The sequence below is a fragment of the Nostoc sp. genome (genome assembly GCF_036919815.1).
Lineage (GTDB): Bacteria > Cyanobacteriota > Cyanobacteriia > Cyanobacteriales > Nostocaceae > Nostoc.
Genome location: NZ_JBALCE010000091.1, coordinates 1 through 15,353, shown reverse-complemented (window position 1 = coordinate 15,353; position 15,353 = coordinate 1). Strand labels below are relative to the sequence as shown.

The following is a 15,353-nucleotide window of genomic DNA, read 5'->3' as shown; positions in this document are numbered from 1 at the left end:
AATATCTGAATTATTTATTAGGGCTAGCGCCAATTACATAGCCTGTAAGTACATCAGCAACGGTAACAGCAACAACGACTAATAGGGGAGTTCTGGCAATGCTTTGCCAATCCTCATCTTTACGCACTGCGTTAATCACACCAACTAAGGAAATTGCAATATAGAGTAAGTAAATCGCGCGTAACACATTAAATATCAAACTTATTGGTGTGTTGCTATCACCACCATTGGTTGCTGAACCACGGAAGCTGTTTTTGAAAAAGTCTTCAGCTTTACCAAAAAATTGAGCTTGTGCAGGGGCTGCAAACCAGTCTAACCAATATAAACTCAAAATTACGGCTGCTACTAAAATTTGTAATAATACTAGCGATCGCCTTGGTAAATTCACCTGCTCCCCAATTTGCTGGGTGATCACTACAATTAAACTACCAACTAGTAAACAAAAGAGCAGGATAGGACTTTTTAGGCTGATAACGCTTATGAGTACAGCACAAGCAATCAAAAAAGGTACAGATTCAACCAGAATCATCAGGGCAGATTTAAGTCCCAGTCTGAAGTTATGAGATCCTTTGACGGCACTACCAGTTAAAGCTTTGAAAAAGTTTCTCTCGTGAGAACTTTGTCTAGACATTTGCTAATTTTCCTATGGTGTACTATGAGTGTTCGTTGTCTAAAATTTTACAGCCATTTTCAATTTAACATGATTGAATATTCATTTTTAATGAAATTATGAAGTTTGCAGTAAAGTCTTCGATTATATATAAATTTTTATTAATGAAAGTTAATAAAATATTAAGTTTTGTTTAAAAAGTAAATATGCGTAGTTTTAGAAACTAGGTTTCGAGCTTTAAACCAGAACTGCCAGAGTCCTCCTAAACTTTTTCTATCCCAGCGATTTTGCCTCAATTAGAGGTTGGGAAATCTGGTAGAAACGGCAGACAATGCTTGGGAGCATAGTTACAATTTCTCTAGAAAAGATTTTATCCCTCCAAACAACTGTTTTGTAAGGTGTTATCTTTACCTAATGTACTACAAATTAGTACATGAATTGCTACAAATTTGGGCAAGTTTGCAACGCAATGGCTAGAGTATCCCATCTGCAAAGGCTTTTGGGAATACTTTTGGAGATTATATCAGCACTACAATTCATATCCGCGTTAATCAGTCTACTGTCGATAGCATGAAATATACCACGCTAATCTAGATTTCTGTTATTCTAGCTAGATTTTTCAGCTATTTTTTGGCGATGTCTTGCTTGGGTTGCGCCTACGCAACCAATAAAATGCTGAAACAACCTATTTGCGTTGATACACACAGTGGTTAATTTGTAAACCGCGTAAACTTTATTAAATACTTATTAAAACCTCTACAAAAAGCTTAATAAGTAAAACTGAAAGGTTTAGATTTTCCTCTGGCGAATTAATAAAAAAGCGCTAGAAAAACCACTTTTTAAACGCCTCTAAATTCCAGAAATATATATCAGTTATTTAATCATTCCATAATCTAATCATGACTTCAGCTTTACCTTAACCTTATATTGTTTATTTGGTTGGCAAACTTTAACAGCTATTAGTTATAGCAGTCCTAAAAGATTTGTGAAATCCTGACTTTCTTTACTTCGCACATTAGCGGTAGCTTCTAGCAAACTGCTGCGCGTTTACATGAAAGAAAGTGGTTTTCATAATTGAGAGAAAATTGCCATCCCAAGTAAGTGGGTAAAATTAAACATGGCTTTTAAAAACGCAATAAGAGACTGAAAATGGGAATTGAGGCATGATTCATAGTACCTACTAACCACTCCCTTATACTAAAGCCACTGAATGTTTATTTAGACTAACTTACTTTGGAATGTAGAGTTTTTAACTAGCAAATAATCATGTAATAGTGTGGATTAGCAATAGCTTAATACACTCTATATTTTTAATTTGCTCTACATTCTTCAGCGTTTTGTGCAAACTTTTGATTTACTAATAACCTTTATAAAGCCAATTTCTGGTGCTTAGAGGTTATTTATAATAATCGCCAGTTTGACACTTGATTTAGATTTATTAGGGTGTTAAACCCTAAAATTAACTTGAAGGAGCTTGATATGGTTTTCTATCGCGATCGTCAATCGAATAATTTGGTAAGTTCAATTTCTGTATTTGCCATCACAATTGGTTTAGTAGCAGGTCAATCTGCTACTCAGAAATCTCTAGCTGAGACCGCTTTAGGTAATGGTGCAGGTGCAAGCACTGTAACTGCTTTCTTTACAGGTCTAAAAACAGTCGCTCCTAAGTTCAGCTTCACATATGCTCCAGTTGGTAGTGGCGCAGGGTTAACAGCTTTATTCACTCAAAAGCAACTAGCAGGTACTACTCCCAAAATCACTTTCCCAGTCAATTTTGCAGCTAGTGACGACCCCGTAGTAGCAACCGAAAACCGTACTAAGCGTGGTTACATCCAAGTGCCTGTGATCGGTGTCGGAATCACATTAGCTTATAACGCTACTGGTCTTACTCCACCTGCTGGTGGAATTAAGCTTTCACGAGCTAGTTACTGTGGTATTTTGAACGGTAGTATCACAAATTGGAACGCTCCCAGCATTAGTGCAGATAACGGTCGCCAATTACCAAATGTACCCATCAAAGTTGTACATCGTACTGACTCAAGTGGTAGCACTTTTGTTTTAACCAGTCATCTGAATACAGCATGTAAGGCTGCTGCGACTCCAGGTCTTCCAGCATCTGGTGTTTGGAATAAAGGAGCGGGTACAACTGTTGCTTGGCCAGGCAGTTTCATTGGTGCTACTGGTGGTGGTGGTGTAGCCACTGCGATCGCAAGTACTAAAGGTGCAATTGGTTATCTTGATAATGCTACACGTACAGCTAAAGCTCTACCTGCCGCAGTCTTACGTAACAAGGCAGGTAATTACACTGCTGCCTCAACAACTTCAATTACAGACGCTCTTCTAGGTGGGACTGTTGTAAAATACAGTACTAATACTGCTAGCAAGCTGATTAAAATTGATAATTTGAGCGATCCAACCCGTCCAAATGCTTATCCTATTTCCACAGCAAGTTATTTGGTGTTTTACTCAGGTAGTGCAGATTTTAAAACTTTCCTCAACTCGGCTTTCGGATCAGCTGGGGATGCCTTAGCTAAATCTCTGGGATATGCTCCTCTTCCCACTACCATTAAAACTGCGGCTAAAGGTCTGTTTTAAGACTTGCCTAAATACTCCTTTCGGTGCTTCTGGTTGCAATTAGGTTTATAAATTAACCTAGCAGCCTGTTGGAGAATAGCTGTTAATTCTGTTTGCAGAGTTTAACAGATATCAGTGGCGTTGCTAAATTTAAGTATGAAATTACCATGTTCTTGCCCATTTGCGCGAAACGAAATTCATCCTCTTAATCAGCAACGCCATATTTCACAGTTTGCTAAAAGATGTTGACAAGGATATGAAAATTCTGCCTCAGGATTATATTTACAATCCTGGGGTTTTATTTATAGCAATCCCAATAATAATCCAGCAGTTTACTTCCCAATTTATCATCTCTCTATAATTACGCTCAGTAAAAATTAGAACTAGTTAAGAGCTATAAAATTTAGTTATCTAAATGTCACAATTGAATACAACCCTACTGTTGTTGGTGACGGAATATCTATCGGTCGGAATAGTTGAAAAAAGTTCAACCGTCAACTATGTTATAGTTAGCTAGTTGAGAAATATTTTCGGTCATGTAACTGACTATATAGACGCCTCTCCGAATCTAAATCTCCACACTCTTTGATTCTGGAGGTGTTTTATGTCACTTTATATGCTGTTAAGAGATATTCAAGCGATAGGTCATAGTCTCAAAGTTAATAAACCTGAGACCTTCAGGGATATGAGTCTTCAGCATTCCAAAACTTGAAATTTTTAGTGAGTAGAACTGTATTGCAATACCTCGCGTGAAACTGATACATCTCACTGTCAAAAAATGTGCTAAGAAGAATGGACAGTAAAATCTGTCACAAATCCCGACAACATACGGATAGTAGTTGAACTTATGCCAACGGATATAATTACCCGTCCTGAATCCCTCACAGAAGATTGTTTCTTTACTTACGCTCTTGGGACTGATTTGCATGATACTAATTCGACAGCCAAATATTTACGCCGTATTAGGAAAGAAGATAAACCATATATCGACATAGCTGTTTCTCCCAGACCGGGCTATCGGTTTGAGGTTTGCCTAATCCCTGTTGAAGGCTTTGCTCAAGAAACAATATTGACAAAAGATGGGTTCGCTAAAGCTTTAGCGATTATTTGTGCTGTATCTAACAAAGCTAGGAAGCGTTTCCCTTCAGGAAATGGACAAGATATAGTCCGGTGTCAATTTAGTAACTTAGCTGATGCAGTGGCTGTAGCTAACAGATTGTCTGCGTTGCCCTCTAATATGTATGAAACTCTCGCCAAGCTACCAACTGCCTTGTAAGATCACATCCGCTTGAAGATTTATTATTAGAACTGACGCGAAGACATTTTAATGGTAAGTAGAGGGAGTTGAGATGAAAAACTCTATGGCTCACATTTTATCTGTTGAGAAAAGAGTTGTTAGACAAGACTTTTAACGCTAGTATACAATTTTACTGTTTCTGCACGCTGACCCATAATTCAAAGTGAGTTTTTTATGCCTATAAGTCCTTTGCGTGAAGAACCTCGTAACCAGCGAGCGCCTGTAATTCGTACAAGTAATGAGTTTATTCTCTTGGAATGGTTAAAGTCAACTGGTCGTCTAATCGAACGTGAACATCAAGAATCTGAGTATCTAAATGAAGTAGAAGAAATTTCAGAAATGATCGACCTTGACGATATCCCTTATGATCATGATGATGACGATGCGGAGATGGATTTAGAAGCCTAGTAGGGTAATTCGTAATTCGTATAGCGGTTCTCGTCCTTTGTGAAATACAAGAACCCCACCCCCAACCCCCTCCCCGCAAGCGAGGAGGGGGCTATGATGTACCTCATCTGATTAATAAACGCTATAATTACTTATCTTAAGCCTTTCATTGATTTGGAATGTGTAGTTTATTTACCCCGAAAGGCTAAGATTCCCGAATTTTTAGAGAAGTCGGGAATCTGAGTAGTGAACTACTCAGACTTGCCTACGGCTGAAGTCTGAGCTTCCCAATTCATCGGGAATAGCCTCTAAAACTCCGTAGTTTTTTTGGTCTGACATTCCCTCCAAGGGCAGGAGTCCTGGTTCCGAAGACCCAAATTTTTTACCCTGAGCGAAGCCGTACCACTTCGTGGAAGCAAGCTACGCGCAGCGTCTCGTAGAGAAGGGTTTCTCTTGCGACATATACCTATTAGCTTGGTTTTCGCTTGCGGCATTGATGGTCAAGACACTATATATCTTACCAGAAAATTTTGGGCATTCGTCATACATCCAGAATTTGTTTTTACTGTGTAAAAAATCAATTCCAGATGTAATTTTTATGCCCCGTGGTCACTGAGCGTGGTCGTTGTGCTCACAATACCTACCATTAGAGTACATTGTTCGCGTAGCGTCTCGCAGAGAAGGTGGGGACTTCCGCGACTCGTTAAAATGCGAGTGTGTTTAATTCTGGGACTTGAGTAATAGATAAAATAATTGTCCATTGCTGACTGTAACACCAGCGCGATCGCCTGCTAATTTCCCAGTACCTAAAAAATAATCTACCCTACCGGCACCTTTAATTGCACCTCCGGTATCTTGGTCAAGAACATAGCGACTAACGATGCGCTCCTCCATTTTTCCGGTAGGATTAACAAAGGGAATAGAAGTGCGAATTAAGGCTAAAGCACCCGGAGGCATGAGGGATTTATCTGTAGCAATAGAACGCTCTGCTGTTAGTGGTACGTTGATAGAACCTTGGGCTGGCTGACCGTGATTTTCTTGAAAAAAAACAAAGCTGCGATCGCGCGGAATATAAATATTTAATTCTTGGGGATGCTTTTGGAAATAGTCGAGAATAATTGGCAAAGTTATACCTTGTAGTGGTAATTTGCCATCATTCGCTAATTCTCTCCCAATGCTTTTGTAATTATAAGCGTTATTACCAGCATAACCGATTGTTGTCTGAGTCCCATCGGGAAGCTGAAGTCTCGCCGAACCTTCAATTTGAGCTAAATATGGTTCGAGGCGATCGCTAAACCAAAACAATTCTAATCCTCGCAATTTTCCTTTTGCAGCTTGTAAACCATCTGCTCCTTCTAATTCCAGACGTGTAGGATGAGGCTTAGTCCAGGAGTTAAAATCAGGAGGTAATCGATAGACAGGATAACGATATTCGGCTGTCGGGACGCGACTGGCTGCATAAAGTGGCTCATAATAGGCGGTGAATAAAACGGAACCTTTGGTATCTTGGCCGACTGACTGGTAAAGAACAAATTCCCGCTCAATGGCTTGATGTAATTCTATTGGAGAATTAGTTTTTAATAGGAGTTCGCAGAATCTTTTCAAGCTTTGAAACACGCGTTCGCGTTTAATCCCAGCCACCTGATACTTTTGATAAGCAGCCGCAGCATTAGCTGTTTGCAGGTATTGGAGACTGCGCGCGATCGCACTCATTAGTGCCTTTTTTTCTGCTATTTGTCCATAAAGAACTTCATCCAAACAAGAGTTATCACCTTGACAACAAGTAACTGCTAGTCTCTGGATTAATGGTGCTTTTTGCTTTTGTGTAAAGGCATCTTGATTTTCAGCAGTCAAGGAAACTGGTATATTCCACTTTTGCAAACGACATTCTGGCGGACTAAGTTCCCGGTATGTTAAAGATTGCATCCGCACCAGCAAAATCGATAAAACCACAGGTAAGCTGATAGCGATAACGATAATTTTGTTGAACTTTCCTAACCCAGCAAGTATCTTTTTCATTGAAAACTTTTGAGATTATCCCACCTCGCTCAAATTCAAAAATCGAAAATAATTTAATTGTTTGACAATACAAAAATTGTTCACCAATGCCCAATGCCCCATGCCCTATTCATTCATATTACGGTAAGTGGCAACTGCTGAAGGCGATATCCGGTTTAAAAATCGGAATATCCAATATTTGAAAATAGTATCTAAAATCACTGGAAATGTCGCAATAAATAAGAAGATAAAATCTCTATTTGCTGGTAATCCCCAATGGCGCGATACACCTTCTAGTAGTACTTCCCAGCCATGAGGAGAGTGAAATCCTACAAATATATCAGTAAACAAAATGATGATAAATGCCTTGGCACTATCACTAAGTCCATAGACAATATTATCAACGAAATCTTTTAGCACAGCAATAGAAGACTTGCTGACTAACAAAAGGGAGATAAAAGCACCCACTGAGAAAATATCGGCAAAAACATTTTTGATAGCATTAGAGCTTTCGTGGCGAAATTCTTTAGCAAGATCAATAGCCTTATTACTCATTTCAATTTCCATCCGCTCAGGCAATAGTGGAGGAGCTTTTGTAATGAGATTTTCAAACTTGAGCTTTTCTTCAAATCTTTCTAATTCTGCAAGGGCTTCCTCTTCCATTTCGGAATTTATAAATATCTGCATTTGCTCACTACCTCTAAACCGCTCAAAAAGTGGGCCGACGACGAAAGCTTTTGCTATCTGATGCGTCAAAAGTGGTACGATAATTAATAGTAAAATAAACCTGATAGATATTATTGTTCTTCTTTGAGTCTGACGGAAACTCTGAATTACCTCTTGTTCAGAATTAGGGTCTAATTCAACTTGCAAACGAGTGATAGTACTTAAAATAGAGCGGGGTAAAACGCCTGTTGCATCAACTTTACGGTTTGGATTTTGTTTATTATCTGACTCTTTAGTTGATAATTTTGGTGGTAACGGTGGAGTGTTGACAAGCAGCGACTTGTCATCCGATATAACCGAGTTAACTGGTAGATTTGGAGGTTTGACTATTAAAGCTTTAGAAGTTATTTGATCAGAAATCGTTGTGTATTTGGATATCACTTGATCGATGAAGTTTAGCTTTTCCAAAACCAAAGAAAGACTGAGATGTTCAATACCTACTTTCTCAGCAGCTTTTTGATTTTCTTCATTTAAAAACCAACGGCTGGCTTTCAACTCTGTAAGCCGCATTCTCGCAGTTTTTAATAGCTTTTTTAGGTCTGACTCAAAATAATCTATGACGCTGTTACTGTACATGGCTGAATCAATGTCTATTTTATTACCATTGAAATGCTTATTTTCTATTTCCTGAATCTTTAATGCTGCATTATAAGCCTCATCTAAAGAACGTTCGGGAGTCTGTAAGTACCATCGATAAGCAGCAAGTAAGAAAGAATAGATTTTTTGGCTAAAAACAGAGTTTTTCATTGCAGACAATCATCCAGCACTATTTGGTGATTATTAACCTTAAGTTAACGCACGAGGTATACTAGCAAATCTATAAGGAGAAAGTTTGTGGTTTCTCATTCGGTTTGGATTGTTGGCACTAGCCGCAGTGGTAAGACGGCTCGCTTGGTAGAGCAATTTTGTAATTGGGTAAAATCTGACAAGCAATATACTGAATCATTTTATACTAAAAAACCAGGACGTAAAAAAAGTGGTTATGTAGGCGAATTTTTAGATATTAAACAAACAGAGCTGGGAGTTTTAGTCTTAGCTGCCAATGATGATAATCGTCGAGAGTTAGGAGATATAATTGTTACATCTACGTTGGGAAAATATCCGGTTCGTGCTAAGACGCCACTAGGTTTTTTTCAGGATGAAGTTATTTTATTTTGGCCGTTGCTAATTAACTCGTTGAACCTGAAGGCACAGTTTCCGGTAAGATTGCGACCAGAAACGGAGCAAGAATTAGCAACCAAACTCTGGCGTCCCCAATTAGACGAAGAAATTTTACGTCTTGCGGGAGTGAATGAGTCTCGCTTAGTGCGTCGCATCCTAGACTTATTGCAATTAGCAGCTTACAGTGGTGTACCTTGCGAAGATATTGCCCAGATTTTGGCTAGGGGTTTGAAGGAAAATAATACAACTTTAGAGCCGGAATTTTTGGCATCTTTGCTCCTAGATTGGCGTAACTGGTGTTTAGAGAGAGGGTTATTAACTTATGGCATTATTACTGAACTTTATAGTCAATATTTATTGAGCGATCGCAATTACCAGCAGCATCTAACTAAACGTTATCAGGCGGTACTGGCGGATGATGTTGATGACTATCCTAGCGTAGCGCGTCTTTTGTTTGAGTTGCTATTAGATCAAGGTGCAGTCGGGGCGTTTAGCTACAATCCCGATGGTGCAGTGCGATTGGGATTGGGAGCAGATCCCAACTATTTAGAAGGGTTAGCAGAGCGTTGTCGGGTAGAAATCTTGACAGGGCCGCCTGCTGAGTCCCTTGGTGAGCAACTCACTAAACAGATGGTGGAATTAGTTATAGAACCGATGGTACTGTTGAGTTTACCAGAGATTGTACACTCAATTCAAACTACCTCCCGCGCCCAATTATTGCGACAAACAGCAGAGGTAATTGCTGATGCGATCCAATCAAAGCAAGTAGAAGCAGAACAAGTGGCGATTATTGCACCAGGTTTAGATGCGATCGCTCGTTATACTCTAGTAGAAATCCTCGTTAAGCAAAACATCCAGGTACAATCGCTTAATGACCAACGTCCCTTAGTTAGTTCACCGATCATTCGCGCATTGCTTACCATGCTGGCACTAGTTTATCCCGGCTTGGGACGCCTCGTAGATCGGGATGCGGTGGCAGAAATGCTGGTTGTATTGAGTAGGAAACAACAACTACCAGAAAACTCCTTGCTTTTAACAGACGCGATTAATCGCGTCTCTACTGATATTGATCCGGTACGTGCTGGTTTGATTGCAGATTACTGCTTTTTACCCCATCCCGATCGCCCCAACTTGCTACCAATATCAGCCTTTGAGCGCTGGGATAGAATTGGCTATGCAGCGACCACAGCCTATAATCAGATATTACAGTGGTTAGAAGAGCAGCGATCGCAACAAGAATTGCGTTTAATTCCCAGCCCCATTTCCCTCTTAGACAGAGCAATTCAGCGCTTTTTGTGGAATGGTAGCAATCTCCCCTACGAACAACTAGCAGCACTGCGAGAATTATTAGAAACCGCCCAACATTATTGGGAAATTGACACCAGATTACGACAAATTGCCCCAGTTGAAACAACGCCTCACACAACTATTATTGAATTTATTCAATTACTGCGACGTGGTACGATTACCGCCAATCCTTACCCTGTGCGCCCTATTGGTGGAGTCAGAAAGGCTGTCACATTAGCAACCATATTTCAATATCGATCTAGTAGGCGATCGCACCGTTGGCATTTTTGGCTGGATGCTGGTTCACCCCTATGGGCGAAAGGTGGTGCAGCGACTTTGTTTGGTGCGCCGTTTTTCCTGCGAGACAGGTTAGGCGAACCTTGGACAGCAGAAGATGAGAAATTAGCAGAAGAACAAAGATTGCGAAGGATTTTGGCAGATTTACTCTCTCGTGTATCCGAGAGAGTTTATTTGTGTCACAGCGATTTAGCCGTAAATGGACAAGAGCAATTAGGGCCGCTATTACCTTTAGTAAATGCCTGTGTGACGCATTCGGTTATATAGAGGTTATTGTTTGGATGCAATAACTTTGACCTCTCTCCAAACCTCTCTCCTAAAAGGAGAGAGGCTTTGAATCTTACTCCCCTTCCCTACAAGGGAAGGGGCTGGGGGTTAGGTCTGTATTGTACTCAACAGAGAAGTGCTATATAAAACTTATGCAAAGTTCCCTAAACTAGATTTTTCTATAGATTTAGTTGTAGTAGCAAAACTACGTAAATCGTCATAACAGGACAAATAAATTGTTATCCGATACGAAATCAACCTAGCACTTATTGAAATATCAGAGTAAATTAAAAATGATATTACTGAAATAGTAAAAGAGAGTTGTTAAGTTAATGTCACTTGACTCGCTTAAGCAAGAAGCAACCAATCATCACACTTCACCACAAAGATTACGAGAATTAGCTGCAATTAATGATGAGCTAAAGAGATTAGTTGCTGCAAATCCTCTCGCCGATAGTAGTTTATTAAGAGAACTTGCGATCCAAGCCAGAACTAACAAAGATGCGGAAATGCAAAGAGCGATCGCAAGTAATCCTAATACACCAACACAATGGTTAATCGGACTAGCGCATCTATTTCCTGAAGATTTATTTAGCAATCCGGCTTATGATTTATCAATTGTGCAAAATATCAAAAGCAATACGGCTTATGATTTATCAACTCTGCAAAAAGTCAACTTTAACTTACTATTAAAGTCTCACTTACTATTAAAGCTTGTTTGTGCATCTAATGTACCAACATCTTTTATAGAATTTGCTGCTGGCATTTGTGAGACTAATATTAAGCGTATTCGCAATGATAAATATTTTGGACATTTTTCCCTAGAACAGCAATATGGCATTAAGTATCTTCGGATGGAGATAGGGTATATAAGTACATTCTGTTTTGAAGATTTTTGGAGATGTAGAGAAATTTTAATTGTTATAGCTAGTCATCAGAATACTTCTAGAAAAAAACTATTGGAGTTATCAACATCTGGCGAAGATATTGTTGTAGAAGTTGCTCAGTTACGTCTTGATTGTCCCAATGATGACATGAATTTCTGGGATCAGGTTGCTTTCAATAAGAAACCAAATCTCATTTTTTTTATTCCCCGTAGGCTGATGTTTAAACTGGCTCAATTGCCAGAAATATCCACAAATTTTCTAAAAGCGGCATCCCAGCTTGAAACATTTCCAGGAATTCTCAATATTCTTGCTAATCATCCGAAAACACCCAAAGAATTACTCGATAATCTAGCGAAGAATAGCCTTCCTTTTATTGCTGAAGGAGCAAAGCTACATATTAATTATGCTGGAGAATTGGAAACTGGGTGGCGCGAACTGGCGGAAAGCAAAATTGATAGAGCGCAACTATCTATTTCAACTGATAAGGAAGAAGAAATTGAACTGCGATTGTGGTACGCAGGAGCAATTGATCAAAGCACTTTAACTTATTTAAATCAGAAATCAGTACACGAATATATAAGTATAAGTACTTTGTTAAATATTATTTGTTCTGCTGACACACCTCGATCGATTTTAGATAATCTTGAAAACCACTCCAGAGTTTCTAAATTAATTACTAAATGTATTACCTTCTTAAAACAACGAGAAACAATAGTTTTTGATTTACTTCCGCAGATGCTGCCAATAGATAATACTGAATTACCGGATCATTATGCCAATAAAAGAAACCCTGTAGTTACCGATTTAGATACTCTATTTACGAAGTTGAAAGATAGATATTGGTGGAAAGAAGTAAGATGTATATTCATGAAGGAAGCGGAAAAGACTGAATACGTAGTTAATTCTAGATATAATACAATGGGAGCGAGGCGTAGAAGATACTACCTAGAACAGATGCTTATGGATTTTGAAAAAGGTAGATATAAACACGATAATGGGATATTTATTACATTTTCTAATTTAGAATACTATGGCGTAATTATAGCAAGTGACCCAAGAACTTCACCGCAAATCCTATCAAAATTAGTAGAGCATCCAATTCAGGGTGTTAGAGTTTTGGTAGCTAGTCATCACAATATTACTCAAAACTCTTTAGCTAAGTTAATTGACGATCGCAATCCAGAAGTTAAAGCAGCTGCTTTGGCGAATCCCAAACTTGATTCGATGGTTAGAGAACAATTAGCAAGCTTGGAAAATCCAAATTTATCTGGACTAGATTTACTAGAACTAGCAAATAGCGAGCATACTGCTGTCAGAGCTAAAGTTGCTAGACATCCTAACGTTGATGGTTCAATTCTGGCAAAACTAGCTGACGATAAGTTAATTGTCAAATTGGCTGTAGCTAAACATCCGAAAACCCCAGCCGAGATTCTAACTAGATTTACTGAGCATCCAGATCGAAGATTACCTCTAGCAGTTGCTCAAAACCCTGGTGCGCCGAAAGATTTACTAATTCAGTTAGCGACTCAACCCGCAGTCCGTGAGGGATTTTACTTTAATCAACTTAATTTAGCTGCTGTTAAAAGTTTACTGACTCAAGAACCAGAAACTGCGATTCCTTTTTTGGATCGATGTCTAAAATTTCCCGATCGACCATCCTTTTCTCGCTTTTTGGTTCTGATGAATCCTCATATACCTAGTTCATTTCTGGCAAGATACTATAAATCTTGGTTTTGGGCAGAAAGATATGCGATCGCTCAAAACCCTAATACTCACCGCGACATTTGCCAACAACTAACGCAAGACCCTAATAGCATTGTTCGTGCTGCTGCACGGGATAATTTAAAGTAGTATTCGGTCTGAGAAGTTGCATTATAGCAGAAGGAAGTTAACCTATTACGAATAACCCTTTACTTAAAATAGCGTATTCTCGCTTAGTCTTTTTAAAAAATCAAATCGGATTCCTATAAGACTTATTAAGTATTATTTAATAATGAGCTATTTAAAAAACAAAAATATTTGTTTGTATTTAGTAGTAATTGTCCATTTTTTAACATTGAGATTTGGGGTTGAGCTTTGCAAATTTCGGGACTGTGGTTGATTTGGAACAGAATAACGAGAAGGCACTTGATCACGCCTTAAGAGCAAAGGAATACTGAAAAGTCCCAAAATAATTACTACTCCGGTCATTATCCAAACCATTAACCGATTTGCTCTATAATCCCCTCGTTCAATTTGCCAGAAAACTTCGTTGTATCGCCACGCAGCTAACGCAATAGTCGAAATTCCAAAAATTACCAAAGCAACACCCAAGTTTTCCGAGTTGGATAATTGATGTACCGGAGGTTGTTGTTGAGTAATAGCAATATTCAACTGGCGCAGAAATATACCAAATCGCGCGATCGCAAAACCAAAGCCAATCAATGCAATAGAGGTGCGTAGCCAAGCCAGAAAAGTACGCTCATTCGCTTGATGCTCTCTTTGCCGGTCAATTTTGGGTATTTTATCCATGAGTATTTTTTGATGCCAAGTTCCTTTTGATGAATAGCATTAATTAGTGAAACAAACACTGAGACGTATCTGTAATAGTCAGCATAGTCCAGCGAGGATTCTGAGAAAACCCCAAGCGATCGCTAGAATCTTTACAATAGTAAATAAGGTAAAGATGTATATCAGAGTCAAAATCAATGGCACTATTTGGATTTGGCAAAAAGGAAGTTATACCCACTGCTGACGAAGCTTTGTCAGGAAGGGCACAATCTATGTCAGTACCCGCTACTCATTATGTCAACAAGAATCCCCTGAAGCCTCCTTATCCCGATGGATTAGAGAAGGTCATTTTTGGTTTGGGCTGTTTTTGGGGTGCAGAACGCAAATTCTGGGAACTTAAAGGAGTTTACACCACCGCAGTCGGTTATGCTGCTGGGTTCACACCCAATCCCACTTATGAAGAAGTATGTAGTGGACGAACCGGCCACAATGAAGTGGTGTTAGTTGTGTTTGATCCCAAAGTGATTAGTTATGCCGAACTACTTAAAGTCTTCTGGGAAAGCCACAATCCCACGCAAGGGATGCGCCAAGGCAATGATGCTGGCACTCAATACCGTTCGGGAATTTATGTATATTCCGAAAGTCAAAAGCAGCTAGCAGAAGCATCGCGGGAAGCTTATCAGCAAGCTCTCAACGGTGCAGGTTATGGCAAGATTACCACAGAAATCTTGGATGCACCTGAGTTCTATTATGCTGAAGCTTACCATCAGCAATACTTGGCTAAAAATCCCAACGGGTATTGTGGTTTAGGAGGGACAAATGTTTCTTGTCCCGTGGGTGTAGTTGAATCGCAAGTTAGTTGATAAAAATGGAGTTGGTAGGGTAGTCAACTTAACGTGAGTTCGACGAACCTCTCCCTGCCTTAAACTAAAGTTCAAGTCTGTCCCTCTCCGACTCGGAGAGGGACAGGTTTTGTGTAGTTAAGAATATTTGTAGGTTGGGTTGAACAAGGTGAAACCCAACAAACCCGGCAAAATTGTCTAGATACATTACCTCATATAAATGCGATCTGCAAGACAAATCAGTGCATCGAGGATAGTTTTAGCAGCGATGACAGCTTGTGCAACTGGAATTTACAGCAAATGCTCAAGATTTGTTAGTCATGTTAAAGCATTTACAGCTTTTGCTTAAGCAATTGTTGTAAACGCTCAAGTAAAAGTTAATAACGTTAAAGCATTTACAGCTTTGACTTAAGCAATTGTTGTAAATGCTCAAGCAAAAGTTAATAACGTTAAAGCATTTACAGCTTTGACTTAAGCAATTGTTGTAAATGCTCAAGCAAAAGTTAATAACGTTAAAGCATTTACAGCTT

At 39.1% G+C, this 15,353-nt stretch carries 9 protein-coding genes and 1 pseudogene; 6 read left to right on the top strand and 4 right to left on the bottom strand.

Annotation, left to right across the window (positions count from 1 at the left end):
* Positions 1-10: 10 nt before the first annotated feature.
* Positions 11-631: a hypothetical protein gene (locus V7K15_RS21345; RefSeq protein WP_334908509.1), complete on the bottom strand. Its 621-nt coding sequence runs from the start codon at positions 629-631 to the stop codon at positions 11-13.
* A gap of 1,458 nt (positions 632-2,089) precedes the next feature.
* Between V7K15_RS21345 and V7K15_RS21340 the strand changes: the two genes are divergently transcribed.
* The 3 genes from V7K15_RS21340 (at position 2,090) to V7K15_RS21330 (ending at position 4,889) form a co-directional block, all read left to right on the top strand.
* A complete protein-coding gene (locus tag V7K15_RS21340) occupies positions 2,090-3,205 on the top strand; it encodes a PstS family phosphate ABC transporter substrate-binding protein (RefSeq protein WP_334908506.1) in 1,116 nt (371 codons plus the stop codon).
* A gap of 826 nt (positions 3,206-4,031) precedes the next feature.
* Positions 4,032-4,460, top strand: coding sequence for a hypothetical protein (locus V7K15_RS21335; protein ID WP_334908504.1), 429 nt, complete (start codon positions 4,032-4,034; stop codon positions 4,458-4,460).
* A gap of 195 nt (positions 4,461-4,655) precedes the next feature.
* Entirely contained in the window at positions 4,656-4,889 is a 234-nt protein-coding gene (locus V7K15_RS21330; RefSeq protein WP_196514950.1) for a DUF3134 domain-containing protein, read from the top strand.
* A gap of 699 nt (positions 4,890-5,588) precedes the next feature.
* Here the strand turns inward: V7K15_RS21330 and mltA are convergent.
* Positions 5,589-6,887, bottom strand: coding sequence for a murein transglycosylase A (gene mltA / locus V7K15_RS21325; protein WP_334908502.1), 1,299 nt, complete (start codon positions 6,885-6,887; stop codon positions 5,589-5,591).
* 105 nt (positions 6,888-6,992) lie between these two features.
* Entirely contained in the window at positions 6,993-8,348 is a 1,356-nt protein-coding gene (locus V7K15_RS21320) for a proton extrusion protein PcxA (protein WP_334908500.1), read from the bottom strand.
* A gap of 78 nt (positions 8,349-8,426) precedes the next feature.
* Here V7K15_RS21320 and V7K15_RS21315 point away from each other — a divergent pair, with 78 nt between their 5' ends.
* Both V7K15_RS21315 and V7K15_RS21310 read left to right on the top strand, forming a co-directional pair.
* On the top strand, positions 8,427-10,604 hold the full coding sequence (locus V7K15_RS21315; RefSeq protein ID WP_334908498.1) for a recombinase family protein: 2,178 nt from the start codon (positions 8,427-8,429) through the stop codon (positions 10,602-10,604).
* 332 nt (positions 10,605-10,936) lie between these two features.
* A complete protein-coding gene (locus V7K15_RS21310; RefSeq protein WP_334908496.1) occupies positions 10,937-13,342 on the top strand; it encodes a hypothetical protein in 2,406 nt (801 codons plus the stop codon).
* A gap of 225 nt (positions 13,343-13,567) precedes the next feature.
* Here V7K15_RS21310 and V7K15_RS21305 read toward each other — a convergent pair.
* Positions 13,568-14,002 (bottom strand): annotated as a pseudogene (locus V7K15_RS21305) (YidH family protein); the annotation flags it as partial.
* A 176-nt stretch (positions 14,003-14,178) separates the two neighbouring features.
* On the opposite strand from V7K15_RS21305, the gene msrA reads away from it, so the two are divergent.
* Positions 14,179-14,844, top strand: coding sequence for a peptide-methionine (S)-S-oxide reductase MsrA (gene msrA, locus V7K15_RS21300; RefSeq protein WP_334908494.1), 666 nt, complete (start codon positions 14,179-14,181; stop codon positions 14,842-14,844).
* Positions 14,845-15,353 lie beyond the last annotated feature (509 nt).